Below are 17,602 nucleotides of genomic sequence, written 5' to 3'. Positions count from 1 at the left end.
TACGCTGCGTCGGATGAGGAGGGTGCGGGGCGTCGTCGTCGTCGCGGTGGCTTCCACGATGGCGTGCGGGCTCTCGATCGTCGGCGCGTCGCCGGACGCGATCGACGCGGGGGAGGACGACGCCGCGGCGGCTTCGCTCCCCGACGCGCCGGCGTCGCCGGACGCGTTCGACGGCGACACCGCGGCGCCCTCCGTCCGCGACGCGGAGCCGGACGTCCGCGACGCGGGAGCCGACGTCCGCGACGCGGAGCCGGACGTCCGCGACGCGACGGGGCCGACGACGTTCTGCACCGGCTCGACCGCGACGTTCTGCGCGGACTTCGACGATCCGGCCGACGCGAGCGTGCCGGCAGGATGGGAGCCGCCGGCGCTCGGTTTGGGGGCGTCGGTCCTTCTCGTGAACGCGCCGCCGGCCCACTCGTCGCCGCGTTCGCTGCGCGCGGTGAGCACGATGGGCAATCCGGCGATCGTGCGGAAGAACGTGGTCGTGAACACGTCGCTGACGGTCGACTTCTGGGTTCGCTTCGACGGCCTCCCCAGCGCCGGCGGCAGCGTCGTCTCGCCGTTCCGGATCACGCCGCCGGATCCGCCGGGGGAGGACTTCTTCTTCTTCGTCTCGACGCAGCAGTCGTACTTTCAGGAGTACGGCAACATCTTCGAGCCGAGACGCGGCGCGCTCACGCAGAACGTCTGGCACCACGTCGTCATCAAGCTGACGACGACGACCTCTCGGATCGACGCTCGCGTCGACGGCGTCACGTACCTCTCGAACGTCGAGCTCCCCTATGCGTGGCCGCGGCCGACCACCGCGACGATCGAGCTCGGCGCCGCGCTCCTCTACCAGACCACCAGCGCGACGGTCTGGATCGACGACGTCGTCATCACCGCGGAGTGAGACCCGGTGACGTCACGCAGCGAAGCGACCCGAGGAGGCGTCGGGGGCAAAGCCCTCGACGTTGACCGAGTAAGCTCGCCGCTCCGCAGAATCGATCCCCAGGAACACCGCGCGCTCACCGAGGTTCACGTCCCTATCGCCGACCACGACCTCGTCGCTCTCCGCTCGGCGGATCGCCTCGTACTGCTCGATCGAGAGGCGCACGCGATCGCGGAGCGGGGCGCCGAGATCGAGCGCGCGGACCAACGCGCCGGCTCCTCGCGCGACGCGCGCGGCGAAGAACTCGGCGACGCACCCCGAGCCGTAGCTGAAGAGGCCGACGCGTTCGCCTTCGAGCGCGTCCGCCTCCGCGGAGAGGAGCGACGCGACGGCCATGTAGAGCGAGCCGGTGTAGACGTTGCCGACCTCGGCCGCGAACGCGAGCGACGGGCGCACCTCGCGCGCGAAGCGCCGCTCCGCCTCCTCCTCGCTCAGGCCCTCGATCGCGGCGCGATGGCGGTCCGCCTTCATCGCCATCTTCACGTACGGCACGTGATACGCGCAGCGGGCGAGCGGCGCGCCGCGGTCCTCCGTCGCGAACGCGCCGTACGCTCCCGCGAGCGCGTCGAGGTAGCAGGAGACGGAGAAGTGTCCGTCGACGAGCGCGTCGCGCCGGTTCAGCGGGCGCCAGAAGTCGTGCACGTCGCGCGCGTAGCTCCCGGTGTTGCCGATCTCGATCTCGAGCAGGCGCGGGCTCTCGGAGACGAGCATCGCGACCGCGCCGGCGCCTTGGGTCGGCTCCCCCGGCGAGCCGAGGGCGTAGCGCGCGATGTCGGAGCAGACGACGAGCGCGGTCCGTCCCTTCGCCGCGCCGCTCGCGATCCACTCGCACGCGGCGAGGAGCGCCGCGGTCCCCCCGAAGCACGCGTGCTTCGCGTCGTAGACCCGCGCCGCGCGCGGCAGCCCGAGGAGACCGTGCACGTACGAGGCGACCGGCTTCGAGTGGTCGACCGCCGTCTCCGTGCCCACCGCGCAGAACCCGACGCGCGCCGGATCCGCGCCGCTCCGCGCGAACATGCGGAGCGCCGCGTCGGCGGCGAGGGTCACCGGATCTTCGTGCCGATCCGCGATCGCCATCCGAACGGCGCCGAGGCCCTTCGTGTACTTCTCGGGGGCGACGCCGCGCGCCGCGGCGAGATCGGTCAGCTCGAGGAAGGTGCGGGGCGCGGCGATCGCGAGGGCGTCGATACCAACGGACGAACGGTTCATGAGGATGAACATGACGTGGCGCGCGAGCACGGCAACGCGGAGATCCCCGGCCGGTCCGGAACGCGCCGCGAACGGTCGGGGCGGCGCGGCGCGATAGTGCACCTCGTGCGCCAAGGTAGGACGACGGTACGAGGAAGCCGCGATGCTCGACGGCGAGCGCTTCCGCGCCGGGTGTCGTAACCTCTTTGGTCGGGCTACCGCATGCCTCCCAGGATCCTGCTCGTCGAAGACAACGAGATGAACCGTGACATGCTTGCGCGGCGGCTGTCGCGGCGAGGGTTCGAGGTGATCCTCGCGACGACGGGGACCGAAGGCGTCGCGAAGGCGCGCGCGGAGAAGCCCGACCTCGTGCTCATGGACATGAGCCTCCCCGAGATCGACGGGTGGGAGGCGACGCGGCAGCTCCGCGCGGACGCGAGCTGCGCGACGATGCGCATCATCGCGCTCACCGCGCACGCGATGGCCGAGGATCGGCGGAAGGCGACCGAGGCGGGTTGCGACGACTTCGACACCAAGCCGGTCGACATCGAGCGGCTCATCACCAAGATGACGGCCCTCCTCGCCCAGCCGCACGGCGGCTCCGCGATGCCCCAGCCACCGGCGAAGGGGGCGTGAAGAGGGCCATGAGCGAGCCCGTCGTGTCGTCGTCGAAGCCGTCGTCGGGGAAGCCCCCGTCGCAGCCGATGCGCTTGCTCGTCGTCGACGACAACGACGACAACTCGAACCTCCTCTCGCGCCGCCTCAAGAGCAAGGGCTACCAGGTCGACATCGCCTCCGACGGTCCGTCCGCGCTCGAGGCGTGCGCGAAGGTCACCTACGACGCGATCCTCCTCGACGTCATGATGCCGGGCATGAGCGGCATCGAGGTGCTCACCAAGCTGCGCGAGAAGCACGCGAAGACGCAGCTCGCCGTCATCATGGCGACGGCGAAGGACGACAGCTCCTCCGTCGTCGACGCGCTCAAGAAGGGCGCGAACGACTACGTCACGAAGCCGATCGACTTCCCGGTCCTCCTCGCGCGCCTCGAGACGCACCTCGCGATGAAGGCGGAGGCGGCGAAGGCGGCCGCCGCCGCGGCGACGAAGGTCGACGTGACGTTCGGCATCGCGCCCGGCACCGTGCTCTGCGGTCGTTACGAGATCCTCGAGAAGCGGGGCGAGGGCGGCTTCGCCGTCGTCTACAAGGCGCGCCAGATCTCGACGAACCGGGAGGTCGCGCTCAAGCACCTCCGCCCCGACGTGCTCGGCGCGCGGAGCGATCGCGTCCACCTCGAGCGCTTCGAGCGCGAGAGCAAGCTGATCGGCGAGCTCAATCACCCGAACGTCGTCCGCTTGATCGACTCCGGCAGCGTGTCGGTGCGTCCGAGCGCGCCGCCGAGCACGCCGCTCAAGGACGCCGCGGATGATCCCGCCGCGACGGCGTCGCAGACACGGAAGCGCCAGCCCGACGGCGATCCGATGAACGTCCCGTACATCGTGATGGAGCTCCTCGCCGGGGAGTCGCTCGCCGATCTCATCGATCGGGAAGCGCCGCTCGCGCCGTCGCGCGCGGTGGACCTCATCTTGCCGGTCCTCAGCGCGCTCCACGCCGCGCACGAGAAGGGCGTCGTGCATCGTGACGTGAAGCCGAGCAACATCATGCTCTCGGCCGACGACCGCGGCGGGATCGAGCCGAAGGTGCTCGACTTCGGCATCGCGAAGCTCACGACGCAGGACAAGAGCGACCTCACCGTCACCTCGTCGCTCATCGGCACGCCGCAGTACATGCCGCCCGAGCAGGCGTTCGGGAAGAAGGACCTCGACGCGCGCGCGGACCAGTTCTCCGCCGCCGCCGTCCTCTACCAGATGTTGACCGGGCGACCGCTCTACAGCGGTGAGAGCTTCCTCGAGCTCGTGAGCAACGTCCTCGCGGGCACGTTCACGCCGCTCGCCGACGCGAAGCCCGGCCTCGAGCCCGCCCTCGTCACGGTCGTCTCGCGCGCGCTCGCGGCCGAGCGCGAGAGCCGGCACTCGTCGGTGATGGCGTTCGGCCGCGCGCTCCTCCCGTTCGCGACCGATCGCGGGGCGCGCCGCTGGACCGATCAGTTCGCGAAGGTGTCGCTCGGGCCGCCGTCGAGCGACGACGTCCTCCACGTCAGCATCGAGCGCTCCGAGCGCGCGCCGCCGGTGGGGCCCGCGACGGTCGCGAACACCGAGGTCGGGCAGAAGCTCCTCGTCGCACCCGAGCCGGCCGTCGCCGTCTCCGGCACCGCCGCGACGGTGGAGTCGGTCGTCCCGCTCGAGCCGCCCCCGCCCGCGGCGCCCGCGCCCGCGAAGCCCGCCGCCGTCGCGCGCTACCGCCCGACGTGGGAGCGCATCGCGCTCCTCGCGATCGTGACCACGCTCGTCTCGTACCTACTCGCTCGTTACCTCTGACTCCGAGAGCGGGGCGCCCTCTCCGATCCGCGCGCGGATCTCGTCGGCGATGAGCGAGAGCAGCTCGGAGCGGCTGTGCGCCTTCTTCTCGATGATCTGCTGCGCGCTCGCCGCGAGCTGGGCGCGGTCGGCGTCGGTGAGGATCTGCGCGGTCGCGACGATGACGGGGACGTTCGCGTACGCCTCCATCGCGCGGAGGTGGTGGAGGAACATCATGCCGTCCATGACCGGCATCATGAGGTCGAGCACGATCACCTGCGGGGCGGCCTCGGCGAGGCGATCGAGCGCGATCTTCCCGTTCTCCGCCTCGACGACGACGTGGCCGGCGGAGCGGAGCGTGCGCGTCATCAGCTCGCGCGTGGGCTCGTCGTCCTCGACGACGAGGACGCGCCCGGTGTCGGTCGGGACGTGGCGGCGCAGGACCTCGACGAGCGCGCGGGGCTGGAGCGGCTTGATCAGGTAGTCCACCGCGCCGAGCGCGCGCCCGATCTCCTCCTGGTGCATCACCGTGAGCATGACGACGGGGATCGACGACGTCTTCTCCGAGAGCTTGAGCGCGGAGAGGACGTCCCAGCCGCTCATGCGCGGCATGTTCACGTCGAGGACGATCGCGGCGGGCTTGAGGCGCGCGGCGAGCTCGATCCCGGCCTGCCCGCTCGAGGCGACCTCGACGTGGAAGCCGCGCTTCGCGAGGACGCGCGCGACGAGCTCGCGATCGTTCTCTTCGTCGTCGATGACGAGGACCACCGGCGCGTGGCCGGCGTCGTCGTCGCGCATCGGCGCTTCGGAGTCCGGCTTCGTGTCCCCGGGCGGGATGCAGACGCGGATCGTGGTGCCGCGTCCCTTCTCGCTCTCGAGCTCGATCGAGCCGCCCATCATCTCGGTGAGGCGCTTGCAGATGACGAGGCCGAGGCCGGTGCCGCCGTACTCGCGCGTCGTCGACGAGTCGGCCTGGACGAAGGGCTGGAAGAGCTTCGCCTGCTGCTCCTTCGTGATGCCGATGCCGGTGTCGGTGACGTCGAGCTCGACCCAGCGCGCGCCGTCCTTCTCGATGCTGCGGGCGGTGAGCGAGACGGTGCCGCCCTTCGTGAACTTGTTCGCGTTGCTCACGAGGTTGAAGAGGACCTGGCGGAGGCGCGTGCGGTCGGCGCGCACGAGGGTGACGCCTTCTTCGATCGTCGCCACGAACTGGTTCTTGTTCGCCTCCGCGAGCGGCCGGATCGTCTCCTCGACGCTGCCGACGAGATCGGAGACGGCGATGTTCTCGGTCAGGATGTCGACGCGATCGGCCTCGATCTTCGAGATGTCGAGGACGTCGTCGATGAGGGTGAGGAGGTGCCCGCCCGCGCTGCGGATGCGCTTCAGGTCCTCGTGCATCTGGGAGGTGGGGTCGCCCAGGTCGTCCATCAGCATCTCGCTGTAGCCGATGATCGCGTTGAGCGGCGTGCGCAGCTCGTGGCTCATGTTCGCGAGGAACTCGCTCTTCGCGCGGCTCGCGGCGAGCGCGGCGTCGCGCGCCTTCTCGAGCGCGCGGTTCGCCTGCAGCATCGCCTCCGCGCGCTCGAGGCGCTCGGTGATGTCGCGCTTCACGCCGACGTGGTGGGTGAAGCGCCCGCGCCGGTCCGCGATCGGGGTGATGGTGGTGTCGAGGTGGACCTGGCGTCCGGCGCGCGATCGCGAGACGAGCGTGCCTTGGTAGGTCTCGCCGCGCTGGAGCGTCTCGTCGAGCTTCTTCCAGAACTCGGGCGGGTGGTAGTCGCTGCGGACGAGCTCGGCGGGCGTCTTGCCGATCGCCTCGCTGCGGGGGATGCCGAGCGTGCGCTCGTAGGCCGGGTTCACGTACTGGAAGCGCGCCTGCGGATCGGTCACCTCGATGACGTCGCTCGTGCGCTCGATCGCGAGGGCGAAGAGGCGATGCATCGTGCGCTCGCGCCACGTCGGCTGGACGGCGAGGTGGGTGACGCGCGCGGCGACCTCGTCGTGGCGCGTGGGCTTGAGGACGAAGTCCGAGGGCAGGCGCACGAAGTCGAGGAAGCGGCTCGTCTCGCTCGCGTCGAGCAGCGCGAGGAGGTGACACTGCGCTTGGCTCGCCGCTTCGATCCCGGCGAGGCCGTCGACGATCGCGACGGCCGCCTGCGGCGGCACCGGCTCGTCGGGCTGCCAGTTGCGGACGACGTGCCCCGCGGCGACGAGCTCGGCGGTGAGCGGACCGCGGCTCTCCTCGGGCACGGCGAGCAGCACGAGGACGCTGCGCGGAAGCATGGCGTGGGACGCCTTGAAGGACTTCATGGAGCTCACGGGGCCCCATCGTAGGAGCACGCGGCGGTGGAAGGCTACTTCCCCCGGCGCCGCGGGCTACGCTTCGCGTCAGCGATTGATCTCGGCCTGCTTGGCGCGGCAGGTGTCCCAGTTGCCGGTCGCGATCTTCTCGAGCTCGCGGACCTCTCCCGCCGGCGTGATCGAGAAGCGGCGAACCTCGGCGTTGCCGCCGCAGACGGCGATGAGGCTCGTGCTGCTGATGAGGGCGCGGGTCTCGCCGAGCTTCGTCGCGACGGAGCGGCAGGTGTCCCAGTTGCCGGTCGCGATGCTCAATGACTTCTCCGTGCCGTCGGGGGCCAAGAACTGCGCGAGCACCTCGGCGTTCCCGGTGCAGGCGAACGAGCCGCGTACGCCCGTGCCGCTCGCGCTCGACTGGTTGATCTCGGTCTGCTTCGCGCGGCAGGTGTCCCAGTTGCCGGTCGCGATCTTCTGGAGCTCGCGCACGTCGCCGTTCGGAGTGACGGAGTAGCGAATGACCTCGGCGTTGCCGCCGCAGACGGCGATGAGGCTCGTGCCGCTGATGACGGCGCGCGTCTCGCCGAGCTTCGCCGCGACGGAGCGGCAGGTGTCCCAGTTGCCGGTCGCGATCTTGAACGACTTCTCCGTGCCGTCGGGGATCAAGAAGTGAGCGATCAGCTCGGCGTTCCCTCCGCAGAGGAACGAGCCGCGCACGCCCGCGCCGATCGCGCTCGCCTGGTTGATCTCGTTCTGCATCGCGCGGCAGGTGTCCCAGTTGCCGGTCGCGATCTTCTGGAGCGCGCGCACGTCGCCGTTCGGGGTGACGGAGTAGCGAATGACCTCGGCGTTGCCGCCGCAGACGGCGATGAGGCTCGTACCGCTGATGAGGGCGCGCGTCTCGGCGAGCTTCGCCGCGACGGAGCGGCAGGTGTCCCAGTTGCCGGTCGCGATCCGGAACGACTTCTCCGTGCCGTCGGCGCCCAAGAACTGCGCGATCACCTCGGCGTTGCCAGCGCAGGTGAACGTGCCGCGCGCCGCCGGCGTCGCGGCGGACGGGCTGCGCTTGCAGACGGCGTCGTTCCTGATCTCGTCGCCGGTGACCCTCTCTTCGACGTACGGTTGACCGGTCGCGGAGTCGAGGCACCGAACGCGGTACGTCCCGTCGTCGTTGCGGTCCATCGAGAGGATGTCCGTGACGACGGGGTCTTCGGTGCTCGAGGTGTCCGGCGGGCTCGCCTCCGTGCATGCCACGCCGAGCGCAGCGAGAGACGAAACCAGGAGACAGACCGTTCGCTTGGCGACCATGCCGACTTGTAAGTGCAGGTAGGAGGCCGTCGTATGATCCAGCGCCAACCCATTGAATTAACAGGGTGTGGGGGGACGAAGGGCCTCGCGGCGGGGTGATGACGCAAGGCATCGATGATCCATCCTCATGGTCCATGGGTGATCCCGGACATCATGGTCGGCTGGTATCGTCGCTCGCCTCATGAAGACACGTGTGCCCGTGCTTGCCTGCTTGCTCGTCGCGTGCGCGAGCGACCCGCCGCCGCCTGCGGCGCAGCCTGTTCAGATCGCGCCCGCGCCGGCACCCGGCGCTCCGATGCAAGCCGCGCCGTCGCCGCAAGGAGGAGCGGCGCCGCAAGCGACGCTCTCGGGGACGATGGGCGGAGCGGCGTTCGTCGCGCGCTCCGCGTTCCTCGTTCGCCCGAACCGGCCGTTCCGCAAGTGCTCGTCCGCGTTGACCGGGACGGGGGAGTGCTCGACCGATCGCGACGGCTTCGACGTGACGCAGTCGACGATCAAGATCTACGAGCGCGCCGCGACGTGCGCGGAGGCGTCGCAGATGATCCCGCGCGGCAACGATCGCGTCGTCGAGATCGAGCTTCAGGCTCGCTGGCCGGTCCCGCCCGGCTCGTCGTACCGCACCGACGTGCCCGATCCACGGCAAGACGCGATCACCGCGAGCTTCCGGCAAAGCTTCTCCTCCGCCGCGATCGCGAAGGGCACCGCGCAGTTCGTCCACGCGACGCCGGCGGACGGCGCCGTCTCGCTCGACCTCACGACGTCGAACCCGAACCTCCCCGAGTCCGGCTCCGTCCGCGGCGTCGCGCCGTTCACCGTGTGTCCCTGATCGCGAGGGCTGCATCTATGATCGCGGACGGCGTCGTCGTCGAGACGAAGGACGGGATCGCGGAGAACACGCCGGGGCGCACGGCCGAAGCGGTGACGCTGGAGACGGTCGCGGGCAACCACGTCGTCCTCGATTTCGGAAAGAAGCGCTTCGCGCTCTACGCGCACTTCAAGCCGGGCAGCGTGAGGGTGAAGGTCGGTGACCGCGTGAAGAGAGGGCAAGTGCTCGGGCTCGTCGGCAACACCGGCAACTCGACCGAGCCGCACCTCCACGTCCACGTGAGCGACGCCGCCTCGCCGCTCGGCGCGGAGGGCGTGCCGTGGGCGATCGATACGTTCGAGGTGCAGCCCGCGAAGGAGACGAGCTTCAAGAAGGTCACGCGCGAGCTGCCCTTGGAGGACGCGCTCGTACGCTTCGCGCCGTGAGCGGGAGTGGAATGCGGCGCGGTACTGGGCGACCGGGTTGTCTCACGTGTTCCTCGAAGGCGCCCTCCAGCGCGCGCTGGACGCGACCACGAGCGCGAGCGCGAGCGCGACCTGAGGGAAGCCGATGAAGAACGGGAGGTAGCGCGCGGGTTGCGGCGGGAGCGGGAAGCCGAGCGGCCAGCCGTACACGAAGACGTGGCCGAGGTTCGTGACGAGCACGAGGACGAGCGCGGTGACGAGGCGGTGCGCGAGCGTGCTGCCGCGCACGGCGCGGTGGAGCAGACACGCCGCGCCGACGGCGACGACCGCGGCCGCGGACGCCTTGCGCATGAAGATCATCTTGCGGTTGATGACGGTGTAGTCGAAGTCGCCGAGCACGGCGTGATGCGCGAGCCACACCGCGAGCGCGAGGACGGCGAGGAAGACGACGTCGCGCGGGTGACGTCGCGCGCGGAACGCGACGAACGCGATCGCGGCGGCGGCGAGCACGCCGATGCGGAGCCACTGCCCGTGGCGCTCGCGCGCGTAGAGCCGCGACCACGTGCCGGGCCCGCCGCCGAGCCACGCCGTGAGCTGCTCCTCGTTCGCGGCGCGGAAGCGCGCGATCGCGGCGCGGCGGTCGGCCTCGAACGCTGGGTCGAGCTCGACGATCTCCCAGAGGTCGTCGAGGTGGTCTTCGCCCGCGCGCATCTGGGCGGGGAAGGGGACGCCGGCGAGGAGGGAGAGGAGCGGCGCGGTGAGGCGCCCGTCGAAGGGGCGGCGGTCTTCGCGGTGGCGGACGCGCGGGCCCGCGAAGCACGCGAGCACCTCGCGGATCTCGGGCTGGTCGCCGCCGTGGCCGCCCATCGGCGCGATGGCCGTGGTCGGCGGTGAGGATCACGTCGTCGTGATCGAGGTCGACGCGCTCGAGGAGGCCCGCGATCTCGGCGTCGGCGCGCGCGACGGCGGCGGCGTACTCGGCGGAGCGTGCGCCGTGCATGTGGCCGGCCTCGTCGACGTAGAGCGGGTGAAAGAGGTCGACGTCGAAGCGCACGTCTTCGATCGGCGTCGACGCGAACACGTCGCGCTCATGCTCGGGGAAGTGCCGCAGCTCGTCGAAGCCGCGCGGGAAGAGCTGCGCGAACCACGGGAGATGGCTCGAGGCGCGGACGCGGAGGCCCGCGCGGCGCGCGACCTCCCAGAACGACTCGGCCGCGAGCGGCGCGGTGAGGTCGTTGTTCCGGGCGCCGCTGCGATCGGACTCGATGCCGGTCGAGAGCAGCGCATAGACGGGGCGCGAGACGGTGTAGCTCCCCTGATCGGAGATCCGGCACTGGCCGCGCGCGGCGAGGCGCTGAGCGCTCTTCGTCGCCTCGGCCGCGTCGCGCCGCAGCCCGTCGACGAGGATCACGACGATGCGGCGCGCGCGCTCGGGCGGCGGCGACGCGACGTGGTCCTCGACGTGAACGAGCCGGTACCCCGCGTGGTTCGGGAGTCGTCCGATGTAGCTTTCGCCGAGCACGAACGCAGCGACGATCGCGAACAGAGCGAGGAGCAACGCGCCACGCACCGCGCCAGCCTACACGTGTCGTCGTCGAGAGCGACGGCTGCGGGTCAGGAGCCCCTCATCACCATGCGGTGCTTCTCCGGCTCCTCGGGGAGCTCTTGGTCGTCGAGCACCTCTTCGATGCGCGCGCGGACGGAGGGATCGGCGCAGTGCTCCGCCGCGACGCGGAGGCGGGTGAGCTCCTCCGTCGTGCCGTCCTTCGCGAGCGCGGAGGCGGCGGCCTTGCGGCCCGCCGCGTCGACGGCGGGGCTCTCGAGGAGGTCCCACAGCTTGTCGCGCGTCGGCGCCGACTCGCGGTACGTCGAAGAGCCGCCCGCCGCGCGACCGACCTCCTCCGTCGACGCGCTCCGCAGGAAGTCGACCGCGGGCTCGCGGCGCTGGGCCTCCGCCGCGGCGATGGCGGCGCGGATGCGATCGGCGAGGGCGTCGCGTCGCGTCGCGTCCTCGCCGTGGAGCTGGAGGCGGAGCACGACGCGCTCACCGCGGAGCAGCTCGAGGCCGAGCTGGCTCGCGCGCACGCCGTCGACGTCGGCGAACGACACGAAGCGGCGGCGCGCGCTGCCGCTGATGAAGATGCCGTCGAAGCCGACGTCGATGCGTGACGTCCGACGGAAGAGCGCGGCGCCGCCGAGCGCGAGCGCGAGGTACGCGAGGAGCGCGGTGCGGAAGAGAGGATGATGAACGAGGGTGGAGACCGAGAGCGTGAAGGCGGCGGTGACCATCGCGACCGACAACGCGGCGAGCCCGCCGACCGCGGCGAGCGTCTCCGTCGTCACCGCGACCGCGTCGAAGGTGAAGCCCTCCGCCGTCGCCCTCTCGCCGCGCGTCTCCGCGTCCGGGAGCGTCGGCGCGAGGAGCGCGCGCCAGCCGCGACGCGCGAGCGCGGCCTGCGCCGCGACGACGATCGCGGCAGGCAGGACGGCGCCCGGCAGGATCCGGTCCCAGCCGCCGCCGTCGGCGACCCTCGTGGCGATGAACCAGGCCCACGCGACCGCCGGCAGCGCGAGGAGCGCGGTCACGATGCGGGGGTGCCGCTGGGAGAAGGCGCGCACCGGGTCGAGTCGATCGCGGTATCCCGCGCGCACCGCCGCCCGCAAGAGCACGCGGCCGGCGAAGCCCGCCGGCGCGAGCACGGTCGCGAGCGCGAGCGATACGATGTACGAGACGCCGAAGACGGTCGCCGCCATGTAGTAGAGCCGCGCGAGCGCGAACCGCAGGTCGTCGTCGTCGGTGAGCGCGCGCAAGAGCGACCAGAGGTGGCTGCTCGGCTCGAGCGCGCTGACGCCGAACGCGACGACGTACGCGCCGGCGAACCACAGAACGGTGCGGAGGACGCCGCCCTTCTTCACTGCACCATCGCGCTCAACCGCCGTCGCCGCTCGTGACCGGAGGCGGAGCTTGTGCGTCGCCGACGAGGGTGTACTTGTCCGACTCGCAGGCGGCCTCGACCTTGCCGGGGGTCGGCGACACGGCGAAGACGACGCGGCCCTTCACCGAGCCGATGCTGCAGCCGACGTTCTCCCAGTCGATCTCGACCGCGATGCGACGGTAGAAGTCGCCGTCGACCGTCTTCGCCGTCGCGTCGATGGTGCCGCGCGCGGCGAGGACCTGCGACTTCGTCGTCGTGACCGTCGCGTTCTGGGAGCACCCCGCCGCGTAGACGAAGGCGCGGAGGCTCCCGGCGGTGAGGTAGTCGCCGACGTTCGTCGCGAGCAGCTGCGGGCCGGCCGGGAACTCGACGAACACGTAGCGCTCGCTCGCGGGGTCGGCGCCCGCGCTCGACAGCGGGATGCGGACGCTCTGGACGTTCGAGCTCTTCTCGAACGACACGCGCACGACCGGCGCGCCGCTCACCGCGATCGGCACGTTCTTGTCGTCGACGATCGTGAGCTGCGGGCTCGGCTCGACGTCGCCGGCGAAGATGACGCGCGCGTCGTCGCACGAGGACTGCGGGTTGCTGCAGTGAACGAGCGCGGCGGCGAGCGGCGAGGCGAGCGCGACGATGCGTCGGACCGTCATCGCTCGAAGGTAGCAGGCAAAACACGCGAGGAGCGCCTTCGACGCCGGACGAGCACGACGAGGATAGCGAGCAGCGGCCACCACGAGCCGGCGCCGCCGGCCGTCGCGCAGCCGCGCGCGCGCTCGTTCTGGATCGCGACGAGCTCGTCGTCGTCCGGCGCGGGCGGCTCGTCCGGCGGCGCGGCGAGCTGCGCGACCGCTGCGTCGGGCTCCGCCCCCGCGTCCGGGTCTGCGCCGGCGTCGGCCTCCGCGCCCGCTTCGGGCTCGTCCGGGACCGCGCGCGTCTCCGCGCAGCAGCGGACGCCTTGCTGGTACGCGACGAAGTCCTCGTTGTGCGCGCGCGTGGCGGGGCGGCAGCGCGCGCGGACGGGACCCCAGTAGCCGCCCTTCAGGATCGAGCGATAGCCGGTCGGGTTCACGCTCCGCGTCCACTCGTCGACGTTCCCGGTCATGTCGTAGACGCCGAACGGGCTCCGGCACGTGGGGCGCGAGCCCGACGGCTCGCCCTGCCACAGGTGATCGAGCTCGTCCCGCGCCTTGTTGCCGTCGCGCGGCTGGAGGGCGCCTTCGGTGAACGCGCGCCAGGGTCGATCGATCACGCACGCCGTGTCGTCGCGCGTGTGTCCGTACGGATACGGACGGACCTCCTCGCCTTCGCACGCGAAGGTCCACTCGTTCTCGGTGCAGAGGCGCTTGTCGTCCTTCTTGCAGATCGCCTCTGCCTCGCGGAACGTCGCGACGATCATCGGATACTGGCCGCGCACGTTCGGGTACTCGAACCGATCCATGCAGAAGTCGAGCGGCTCGACCGGGATCGCGGCGACGGCGGTCGCGATCTTCTCCGCGTCGAACGTGCGGCAGCGGGCGGGGAACTCCTTGCTGATCCAGTCGGTGCACGTGCCGTCCTGCAAGCGCTCGATCGCGCCCGTCGACTGGCCCCGCGCCTCCTGCCGGAAGCCGCCGCGGACGCGGACCATGCCGGCCGGGCAGCCGCGCCCCGTTCCTTCGCGCGCGTCGGTCTCGGCGGTGGTCTCCTCCGCGCCGGTCGCGATCGCCTGCCAGTGCTTCCGGTCGATGCTCTTCCACTGGAAGCGCGGCTCGTCGCGCGAGAGCTCCGTCGCGAACTCCATCGCGGTGAGGCCGTGCGCGCGAAGCCACGCGCTCGCGCGGAGACCTCCGAGCGTCGCGAGGACCGCGAAGCAGCCGAAGACGGCGAGGAAACGTTTTCGTCCGCGCCGCATTCCGTCCGAGGATACTACTCGGAGTAGCCCATCTGCATCCCCCACAGTTGATCGTGCTCGTCGAGCACGACGAGGATGTTCGTGCTGCCGCTCGCGTCGTAGGCCTGGAAGAGCCAGCGCTTCTTGATCGCGTCGCTCTCGAGGAAGGTCGCGAGTGGAGCGAAGGCGGGCGTGCCGTTCGGGCCCTCGTGGGCCTCGCCGAACTCCGCGACCGCGGTGTTGCCCCAGCTCTCGAAGTGCGCGTCGAACGGGACGCGCATCGCCTTCCGGATCTCGGTGAGCGAAGGCTCGGCGGAGACCCTCTGCGGGCGCAGCCACGAAGAGTCGAGCGTATTGCGTGCGCTCTGCACGTTGCGCCAGAGCGCGCGGATCTCGGTGAAGCTCTTGCCGCCCGGCGCCGTCGCGAGCGCGTGCGCCTTGGCTTCGCGAGCGTGGAGCTCGGCGTAGTAGAACTGGAGCTGCCCTTCGCGCGGCGGCGCGTAGAAGCCGTCGCCGTCGACGTGCGCGCCGAGCTCGCGGAGCGCGAGCGGCTCGAGCAGGGTCGGCACCTCGCCCGGCGCGATCGCGTCGAGGCCGCGCTCGTCGAGGAGCGCCTCGATCGCCTCGCTCACGTCGAAGTACGAGACGTTGCCGACGCGGGCGAAGACGCGGAGGTTGTCGCGGTCGACCTCTGCGATCGACGGATGCGCGGCGCGGCAGGTCTCGAGGTGGGCGCTCACGTCCTCTGCGTAAGCGGCGGCGACCTCGGCCGGCGTGACGCGATCGAGCGGCGTGAAGGTCGTGAGGGCGACCTCGCTCGAGGCGGCGGGGGCGTCGGCGTCGTTCGGCGCGGCGCAGCCGGCGAGAGCGGCGGTCACGGAGAGGGCGGCGAGCACGGCGGCGAGCTTCATGGGACGCCTCCGTGACACATCGCGGCGGGACCTCAAGTGACGATCGCGCGTCGGTCCTGAAATGTGGTGGAAGGACGAGCGCTTGGCGAGGATCTGAAAGTCGCGTTCGCGGTACGATCGCGCGTCGTCGATGCATCGAGCCTCCTTCGCGGCGACGCTCCTCGCCTCTCTCGTCGTCGCGCGGGTCGCGGCGGCGAACTGCGCGCGTCCGGTCGGCTACGAAGCGCGCGTGACCGACGGCGGCGCGGTGGTCGTCACGCCGGTCAACTTCGATCGCCGTGGCTGCTCGCCTTCGGAGGCGCTCCTTCGCCAGGACGTGGGGAGCGGCGAGGTCGTCCGCATCGACACGTGCGCCGAAGCCGAAGCCGGCGCTGACGACGACGGACGCGCCTACGTCGACGCGTGCGTGAAGCCGGGGACGTACCGCTACGGCTTCGAGCGTCCTTACGAGTGCGTCTCCTCCGCGTGCTCGACGAGCTACTTCGAGGAGATCAAGGTGACGACCGCGCCGGGCAGTCCGTGCGTCGCGCCGGTCCGCGCCAAGGTCGCGTCGGTCCCGTGGGGCTCAAGCCCGACGATCTGCTCGTACACCGGCGGCCTCGCGAAGCTCGGCGCCGCCGCGCTCGCGGTGATCGTCCTGTTCGTCGCGGCGCTCGTGTACGGCGTCCGCCGCCTGCTGAAGCGCAAGACCCGATGAGCGGGCCGACGACGACGAAGCTCGCGCCGAAACGCGAGGCCCGATGAGCGGGGCGACGGCGGCGCTCCTCGTCACGCTCGTCGTCGAGGCGCCGATCGTGATCGCGTTCCATCCTCGCGTTCGCGGGCGAGCGGCCGTGCTCGCGCTCGTCGCGAACGCGGTCACGAACACGCTCCTCAACCGCGTGTGGCTCGATATCCTCCCCTGGCCCGCCGTCGCGCTCGTGAGCGGTGAAGCGCTCTCGTTCGCGGCGGAGGCCTTCGTCTACGCGCGCCTCCTCGATCCGCGAGGCGATGGCGGCCGCGCGATCGCGGCCTCCGCGGCCGCGAACCTCGCGAGCTTCCTCGCCGGTCCCGTCCTCCTCGGCGCGCTTCAGTAAAAGAGGTACGGCCACCAGTTCCGCTGCGACTTCCCCTTCGCGTCCTTCGCGACGTTGTCGAGCCCGGGGAAGCTCTGGCGCCAGTACACCTGCCAGGCGCCGCCGCAGTCGGGCGCGAGCTCCTTGTACTGTGCATACGTCGCGCGCGAGAAGAGCTCCGCCGCGTCCTTGCCGTTCGCGCCGTCGCGGAGGCCGAAGTGCGCGCAGCTCGAGAGCACCTGGGTGTCGTTCTCGTCGTAGTCCTTGCGCGCGTTGGGCGCGAAGTGGACGTTGCCGCACGGCTGGTCGTACGGCTCGACGTGACCGCGCTTGCTCCCGACCTGCCAGTCGACGCCGTTCGGTCCCGTGAACGTGCGGCACGAGTCGTCCGCGTTGCACGCGTACCAGCTGTCGAACGGGAGGCGATGGCGCTCGCGGAGATCGAGCCCCGCGAACGCGGCGAAGCGCGGCTTCAGCTCGGGGACCGCGCCGCTGTTGGCCATCCGCTCGTAGCCGTGGCCCGCGCTGTGGAGCGCGCAGCCGGGGCCGCGCGAGGAATTTATGTAAAGTACACGCACCGTGCGGCCGCACGCCTCGAAGGCGGCGAAGTCGCGGTCGCCGAGGCAGCCGTTGCCGGCGCAGCGCTCGAAGCGGCCGGTCGCGCGTCCGTTCGCGTAGATCGGCTTCGACTCGAGGATCTCGGCCGCGCCCATGTCGGGGAGGACGGTGCCGTCGGGGCACGTGTACGGCTCGGGATCGCCGTTGGCGTAGAGCCACACCTCGTGGACGTCGCCGCGGGCGAAGAGGTCGCAGAGCGGCGCGCCGAACGCCGCCGTCATCTCGGGCTTCTCGAAGAGCGCGGCGTAGTCGAACTTGTAGAACGCGTCGCCGGCGCAGCGGACGGGGTACTTCGTCGAGACCGCGTGCTTCCATCCCTCGACCGGCGCGGGGTCCGAGAGGTCGACCCACTTCGCGACCTCGTAGCGGAGGAACGGCGTCGCGCGGTCGTCGTCGTAGCCGTGGTAGCGCGAGCCCTCCGCGAGGCCGGCGATGACCTCCTCGACGCGCGTCCGCCAGCGCGCCTTCGACGTGGCGTCGTTGTCGAAGTTGATCGTGAGCACCTTCGGCCGCATCTCGCGCAGGCGGTCATGGTTCGCGACGAGCCACGGATCGCTCGTCGCGCGGCTCTTCGCGTTCGGCCAGATCGTCGGCTCCGCGCTCGGCGTGGGCGTGGGCGTGGGCGTCGGCGTCGGACGTGGGGTCGGCGCCGCGGCCAGCTGGGCGTCGGCGTCCGCCTCCGCGTCGTCGACGTCGATGGAGGAGCCGCAGGCGACGAGGACGGTGACGAGAAGGAAACAAATGGTCCGCACGCTCCGCCATGGAGCAGCGAACGGGCCGGGTTGTAACGGCTGTAATTTCAAGGAGATCACGCGGATCGAAGGCGGCCCTTGGGTCCCCGAG

General features: G+C 71.2%; 16 protein-coding genes. 7 read left to right on the top strand and 9 right to left on the bottom strand.

Annotated elements, in window-relative coordinates:
* Positions 1-13 precede the first annotated feature (13 nt).
* Positions 14-895 carry a hypothetical protein gene (locus tag KF837_17215; protein MBX3229066.1) on the top strand — a complete coding sequence of 294 codons (882 nt, stop codon included), beginning with the start codon at positions 14-16 and terminating at the stop codon, positions 893-895.
* A 12-nt stretch (positions 896-907) separates the two neighbouring features.
* On the opposite strand, the gene KF837_17210 is transcribed toward KF837_17215, so the two are convergent.
* Positions 908-2,155 (bottom strand): hydroxymethylglutaryl-CoA synthase, encoded by a 1,248-nt coding sequence (locus tag KF837_17210; GenBank protein MBX3229065.1) that lies wholly within the window; start codon positions 2,153-2,155, stop codon positions 908-910.
* Between the two features lie 189 nt (positions 2,156-2,344).
* On the opposite strand from KF837_17210, the gene KF837_17205 reads away from it, so the two are divergent.
* Both KF837_17205 and KF837_17200 read left to right on the top strand, forming a co-directional pair.
* A complete protein-coding gene (locus KF837_17205; GenBank protein ID MBX3229064.1) occupies positions 2,345-2,758 on the top strand; it encodes a response regulator in 414 nt (137 codons plus the stop codon).
* Positions 2,759-2,766: 8 nt separating this feature from the next.
* Entirely contained in the window at positions 2,767-4,557 is a 1,791-nt protein-coding gene (locus KF837_17200) for a response regulator (protein MBX3229063.1), read from the top strand.
* On the opposite strand, the gene KF837_17195 is transcribed toward KF837_17200, so the two are convergent.
* Positions 4,537-6,855 carry a response regulator gene (locus tag KF837_17195; protein ID MBX3229062.1) on the bottom strand — a complete coding sequence of 773 codons (2,319 nt, stop codon included), beginning with the start codon at positions 6,853-6,855 and terminating at the stop codon, positions 4,537-4,539. The two genes, KF837_17200 and KF837_17195, sit on opposite strands and share 21 nt — an antisense overlap.
* A 69-nt stretch (positions 6,856-6,924) precedes the next feature.
* Complete coding sequence (locus KF837_17190) at positions 6,925-8,085, bottom strand: hypothetical protein (GenBank protein MBX3229061.1); 1,161 nt, start codon at positions 8,083-8,085, stop codon at positions 6,925-6,927.
* Positions 8,086-8,320: 235 nt separating this feature from the next.
* On the opposite strand from KF837_17190, the gene KF837_17185 reads away from it, so the two are divergent.
* Both KF837_17185 and KF837_17180 read left to right on the top strand, forming a co-directional pair.
* The gene (locus KF837_17185) at positions 8,321-8,965 is read left to right on the top strand and encodes a hypothetical protein (protein ID MBX3229060.1); all 645 of its coding nucleotides are present in this window, start codon (positions 8,321-8,323) and stop codon (positions 8,963-8,965) included.
* 17 nt (positions 8,966-8,982) lie between these two features.
* Complete coding sequence (locus KF837_17180) at positions 8,983-9,390, top strand: M23 family metallopeptidase (GenBank protein MBX3229059.1); 408 nt, start codon at positions 8,983-8,985, stop codon at positions 9,388-9,390.
* Here KF837_17180 and KF837_17175 read toward each other — a convergent pair.
* The 5 genes from KF837_17175 to KF837_17155 form a co-directional block, all read right to left on the bottom strand.
* Positions 9,341-10,369: a hypothetical protein gene (locus KF837_17175; protein ID MBX3229058.1), complete on the bottom strand. Its 1,029-nt coding sequence runs from the start codon at positions 10,367-10,369 to the stop codon at positions 9,341-9,343. The two genes, KF837_17180 and KF837_17175, sit on opposite strands and share 50 nt — an antisense overlap.
* Before the next feature lie 614 nt (positions 10,370-10,983).
* Positions 10,984-12,285 (bottom strand): hypothetical protein, encoded by a 1,302-nt coding sequence (locus KF837_17170; GenBank protein MBX3229057.1) that lies wholly within the window; start codon positions 12,283-12,285, stop codon positions 10,984-10,986.
* Positions 12,286-12,298: 13 nt separating this feature from the next.
* Positions 12,299-12,955, bottom strand: coding sequence for a hypothetical protein (locus KF837_17165; protein MBX3229056.1), 657 nt, complete (start codon positions 12,953-12,955; stop codon positions 12,299-12,301).
* On the bottom strand, positions 12,952-14,196 hold the full coding sequence (locus KF837_17160) for an SUMF1/EgtB/PvdO family nonheme iron enzyme (GenBank protein MBX3229055.1): 1,245 nt from the start codon (positions 14,194-14,196) through the stop codon (positions 12,952-12,954). Before KF837_17160 ends, KF837_17165 begins: the two co-directional genes overlap by 4 nt.
* Before the next feature lie 14 nt (positions 14,197-14,210).
* The gene (locus tag KF837_17155; GenBank protein ID MBX3229054.1) at positions 14,211-15,086 is read right to left on the bottom strand and encodes a hypothetical protein; all 876 of its coding nucleotides are present in this window, start codon (positions 15,084-15,086) and stop codon (positions 14,211-14,213) included.
* Between the two features lie 130 nt (positions 15,087-15,216).
* On the opposite strand from KF837_17155, the gene KF837_17150 reads away from it, so the two are divergent.
* Complete coding sequence (locus tag KF837_17150; protein MBX3229053.1) at positions 15,217-15,783, top strand: hypothetical protein; 567 nt, start codon at positions 15,217-15,219, stop codon at positions 15,781-15,783.
* 43 nt (positions 15,784-15,826) lie between these two features.
* Entirely contained in the window at positions 15,827-16,162 is a 336-nt protein-coding gene (locus tag KF837_17145) for a hypothetical protein (protein ID MBX3229052.1), read from the top strand.
* Here the strand turns inward: KF837_17145 and KF837_17140 are convergent.
* The gene (locus tag KF837_17140) at positions 16,156-17,511 is read right to left on the bottom strand and encodes a hypothetical protein (GenBank protein MBX3229051.1); all 1,356 of its coding nucleotides are present in this window, start codon (positions 17,509-17,511) and stop codon (positions 16,156-16,158) included. The genes KF837_17145 and KF837_17140 overlap by 7 nt on opposite strands.
* Between the last annotated feature and the right edge of the window lie 91 nt (positions 17,512-17,602).

This window comes from Labilithrix sp., from assembly GCA_019637155.1.
In the GTDB taxonomy this organism is placed as follows: Bacteria; Myxococcota_A; Polyangia; order Polyangiales; family Polyangiaceae; genus Labilithrix.
Note: the sequence above shows the minus strand (reverse complement) of the source record. Positions and strands in the feature narration are given on the sequence as shown.